Here is a 3,826-nt window from a genome sequence, read left to right as displayed (position 1 = left end):
CGCAAGTAAAGCACCTGCGGGCCGAACCATGAGGGTCCCCACCTTTTTTTGCCCGCCCGGGGCGCCCACCGCGGGGCACGGAGCTCGCCCGCCGAGCGTGCGATGCGGGTCCCTCTGCCTTAACTTATAACTGACTACGGGACGCCTTGCCCAGCCGCGGCGCTGGGCCGCGGGACCAGGCGCTGCGCGTCCATCACCATCAGCCCGTCATGCCAATCCAGATGGTGCAGGGCGCGTCGGCCGCCGCCGGCCGGTCCGCTTGTGGCCCAGATGCGCCGTTCCCGAAAGCGCTCCGGGGTCAGGTCCAGGACCTCGTTGAGCGCCAGGCCATAGCCGTAGCGGGGCACCGAGACCTGGGCCGGGCGCAGCAGCCGGCCCGACTGGTCGACGAAGACCCGGCCCGCGGGGCGCGCGCCGGCATAGTCGCGCACCAGTGGGTTGCCGGGATGGGGGGTCCAGCGGTCACTGAGCGGGGACTCGGCGTGGAAGGCGAAGAGTGAGTCGTTGATCCGCGCCCGGCCCTGGCGGGCACTGCACAAGAGCCACCAGCGGCCCTGGTGCTCGAACAGGGTGGCATCGGCCGCCTGGAGGCCGTCGAGCAGGGTGCCGGCCCGGGTCCAACCGAAGGGGAAACTGTGGCAGCGGTAGAGGTCGACCCGGCGCGTGGCGGAGGACTCGGGGACCATGTAGAGGTCGCATTGGAAGCTGAACAGGAAGGGGTAGGAGAGGTGGCGGTCCTCGTCCAGGACCGGCACCGCCGGCCCCAGGGGGTTCAGGTCCGCCCCCAGTTCCAGGGCGCTGATCCGTCCGCGCCCGGTGTGGAAGGGGTATTCCTCCATGAAGATGAAGCGCCGCCCGGCCTGCGACCAGGCGAAGGGGTCGGCCCAGAAGCAGTCCGCCGGGGGATAGAGCGGGGTCAGGTGCGCCGGGTCCGGGGTGCACCAGGCGTTGCGTTCACGTTGGCCGGCGAGTAGAAACCACTGGGGCCAGTGGGTCCGCTCGTCGCGTTCATCGCGGCGTTTTTGCCAGGCGCGGGTGAGGCGCTGATGGAGGTGTCGCAGCGCCTTCATCCGCCGTCTCCGTCGCCCTGGGTGACATAGAGCCCGGCGCCGGTCGGCGGGAGGGCGCGGACCATGAGCGGCTGGGCCCGGCCGGACTTGGTGAGCCGCGGGCCGAAGCCCATGGACCCCAGGCAGGCCGCGATCCCGTCCCCGCAGGCGAAGGTCTCCACCCGCTCGGCCCGCTGCGCGCGCAGCCGGTGCAAGGCCCCGCCGATCAGGGCGCGAAGCGCCTCGGGGTCCCCGGGCGCGGTCAGCAGGTCTACGAGCTTGGCCCAGCGCCGCCGCCCCTTGTCATAGGTGAGCAGGACGCAATAGCCGCGCAGACGCTCCCCGTTGCCGGCGGTGATGACCTGATAGTCGTTGAGCGGGTGGCGGCGATACCGCCAGTTCAGCGTCGCGGCGTCGCGCCGACAGATCGCCGGGTACCGGCCCCGGAGGTCCTCCCAGAGGCGATCGAAACGCCCGTCGAATCCACCCTCCAGTACCTCCAGCGGCAGCCGCGGCCGGGGGCCGAGGCGCAGGCCCAGGTCGGCCGCCGCGCCGAGCAGGCGGCCGAGCGGCGCCCCCAGGGACCGTTGCAGGGTATGCCGCAGCGAGACCCGCCGGTGCATGGACCCACTGACCGCGGCGGCCGTAAAGCCGATCCGCTCGAGGATCGTCGTCATGGGGTCGGAAATGTGCTTGCCGAATTGGATCGGACTTGCGGCGGGGTGCTCGAACAGGGCCGCGGCAAGGCCCCGGGAGAGGTCGGGTCCGGCGGTCGGGGCCTGGCGCCGGTATTCCTTCAGTGCCTGGCGCGTCAGGCCCCAGTGCACCAGCACATCCACCAGCCAGCAGGCGTCCACCGGCTCCCCGCCGATATGCAGCCCCGCGGGGATGGTGCCCAGATTGCCGATGATCTCGCCGCGCCACTGGGCGACGATCCCCCGATAACCCGGGGTGGGCAGCCGCGGGTCCTGGTGCCATTGCCAGTCCCACAGGCGCTCGGCGCGCGCCGCGGGCTCGGGGCCGAAGACCTCGGCGATGCGGGCGATGATCTGGGGGCGGTCGGCGTCGGTGGCGGGTCTGATCTTGATCATGGGCTGGTATATAGCGCCCCTTCGGGGCTTCCGTTACTCGCGAGATCATAGGGAGACAAACTCGGAAATCAGGAATGTCCATCGAAATAGGCATCATCCTTCCCGGCCGCCGGCCCCCAACAGCCGCCTCAGCAGGTCCTGATAAATCTGCGCCAAGGCGTCCAGGTTCGCCACCGAGACACACTCGTCCACCTGGTGGATGCTGGCATTGAGCGGGCCGAATTCCACCACCTGGGCGCCGGTGGGGGCGATGAAGCGCCCGTCGGAGGTGCCGCCGCTGGTCGAGGCCTCGGTGTCGATCCCCGTGATTGCGGTGATCGCCGCACGGGTGGCGGCCACCAGTTCCCCCTCCGGGGTCAGGAAGGGGTGTCCGGAGAGACGCCAGGTCAGGTCATAGGCGAAGCCGCCGGTGTCCAGGATGGCGCGCACCCGCTGCGCTATGACCTCCGGGGTCAGTTCGGTGGAGAAGCGCAGGTTGAACTGGGCGCTCAGGTGGCCGGCAATCACGTTGTCCGCGCCGGTGCCCATGGTCAGGTTGACGACTTGCAGGCTGGTCGGCGGGAACTGGGCGTTGCCCTGGTCCCAGACCTCGGCGCACAGGGCGGCCAGGGCCGGGGCGGCGGCGTGGAAGGGGTTGTCGGCCAAGAGCGGGTAGGCGACATGGCCCTGTTTGCCGTGCACCGTCAGGAGTCCGGTGAGGCTGCCGCGGCGCCCGACCTTGATCTGGTCACCCAGCCGCTCCCGGCATGAGGGCTCGCCGACCAGGCACCAGTCGATGTGCTCGCCCCGGGACTCGAGGCGCTCCACCACCTTGACGGTGCCCGCGGTGGCGAGGCCCTCCTCGTCGCTCGTGATGAGCAGGGCAATGGAGCCCCGATGGTCCGGGTGGGCCGCGACGAACCCCTCCACCGCGGTGACCATGGCCGCGATGGAGCCCTTCATGTCCGCGGCACCGCGGCCGTACAGCAGCCCGTTGCGGATCTGCGGTTCAAAGGGGTCGCTCGCCCAGTCCGCGGCCGGTCCGGTCGGGACCACGTCGGTGTGACCGGCGAAGCAGAACAGGGGGCTGGCCTGACCCCGCCGCGCCCAGAGGTTGCTGACCGCGCCGAACGGCATGGGCTCGATCCGGAAGCCGAGGGCGGCGAGCCGGGCGGCCAGCAGGTCCTGGCAGCCCGCGTCGGCGGGGGTGAGAGAGGGCCGGCGGATCAGTTCGCGGGCGAGTTCGAGGGTCGCAGACATCAGCCGAGCAACTCCGCATAGGTGGACTCGGAGAACCCGAGCAGGCGTGCCGTGCCGGTGTCGAGCAGGGGGCGGCGGATCACGGCGGGATGCTCCAGCATGACGCGTATGGCCGATTCCTGGTCGATGCCGTCGCGCACGGCCGGCGGCAGGTTGCGCCAGGTCGTACCCCGGCGGTTGATGAGGGCCTCCCAGCCCAGTTCCGCGACCCAGGCGCGCAACCGGGCCTCGTCGAGTCCGTCGCGGCGATAGTCGTGGAAGCGGTAGGCGACACCATGGTCGCCCAGCCAGCGCCTGGCCTTCTTCATCGTGTCGCAGCTCGCGATGCCGTAAAGAATCATCATCCTATCCCACTATCCCCCAGGAACGGTTCACTGATAAGTTAAACAAGTGCATTAGAGAATGCTCTTGCGTCGTTGTCGTTGTCGTTGTCGTAATCGAGGTTAT

At 70.0% G+C, this 3,826-nt stretch carries 4 protein-coding genes; all 4 read right to left on the bottom strand.

Annotation, left to right across the window (positions count from 1 at the left end; genetic code table 11):
- Nucleotides 1-134: 134 nt before the first annotated feature.
- The 4 genes from QZY48_RS16305 to QZY48_RS16290 all read right to left on the bottom strand — a co-directional run bounded on the left by QZY48_RS16305 (nt 135) and on the right by QZY48_RS16290 (nt 3,723).
- Nucleotides 135-1,070, bottom strand: a complete 936-nt coding sequence (locus QZY48_RS16305; protein WP_295432772.1) for a hypothetical protein — start codon at nt 1,068-1,070, stop codon at nt 135-137.
- Nucleotides 1,067-2,140 carry a GNAT family N-acetyltransferase gene (locus QZY48_RS16300; protein WP_295432770.1) on the bottom strand — a complete coding sequence of 358 codons (1,074 nt, stop codon included), beginning with the start codon at nt 2,138-2,140 and terminating at the stop codon, nt 1,067-1,069. The genes QZY48_RS16305 and QZY48_RS16300 overlap by 4 nt, the downstream gene beginning before the upstream one ends.
- A gap of 93 nt (nt 2,141-2,233) precedes the next feature.
- Nucleotides 2,234-3,379, bottom strand: coding sequence for a succinyl-diaminopimelate desuccinylase (gene dapE / locus QZY48_RS16295; RefSeq protein WP_295432767.1), 1,146 nt, complete (start codon nt 3,377-3,379; stop codon nt 2,234-2,236).
- Complete coding sequence (locus tag QZY48_RS16290; RefSeq protein ID WP_295432765.1) at nt 3,379-3,723, bottom strand: ArsC family reductase; 345 nt, start codon at nt 3,721-3,723, stop codon at nt 3,379-3,381. The genes dapE and QZY48_RS16290 overlap by 1 nt, the downstream gene beginning before the upstream one ends.
- Between the last annotated feature and the right edge of the window lie 103 nt (nt 3,724-3,826).

The sequence above is a fragment of the uncultured Thiodictyon sp. genome (genome assembly GCF_903828115.1).
In the GTDB taxonomy this organism is placed as follows: domain Bacteria; phylum Pseudomonadota; class Gammaproteobacteria; order Chromatiales; family Chromatiaceae; genus Thiodictyon.
Note: the sequence above shows the minus strand (reverse complement) of the source record. Positions and strands in the feature narration are given on the sequence as shown.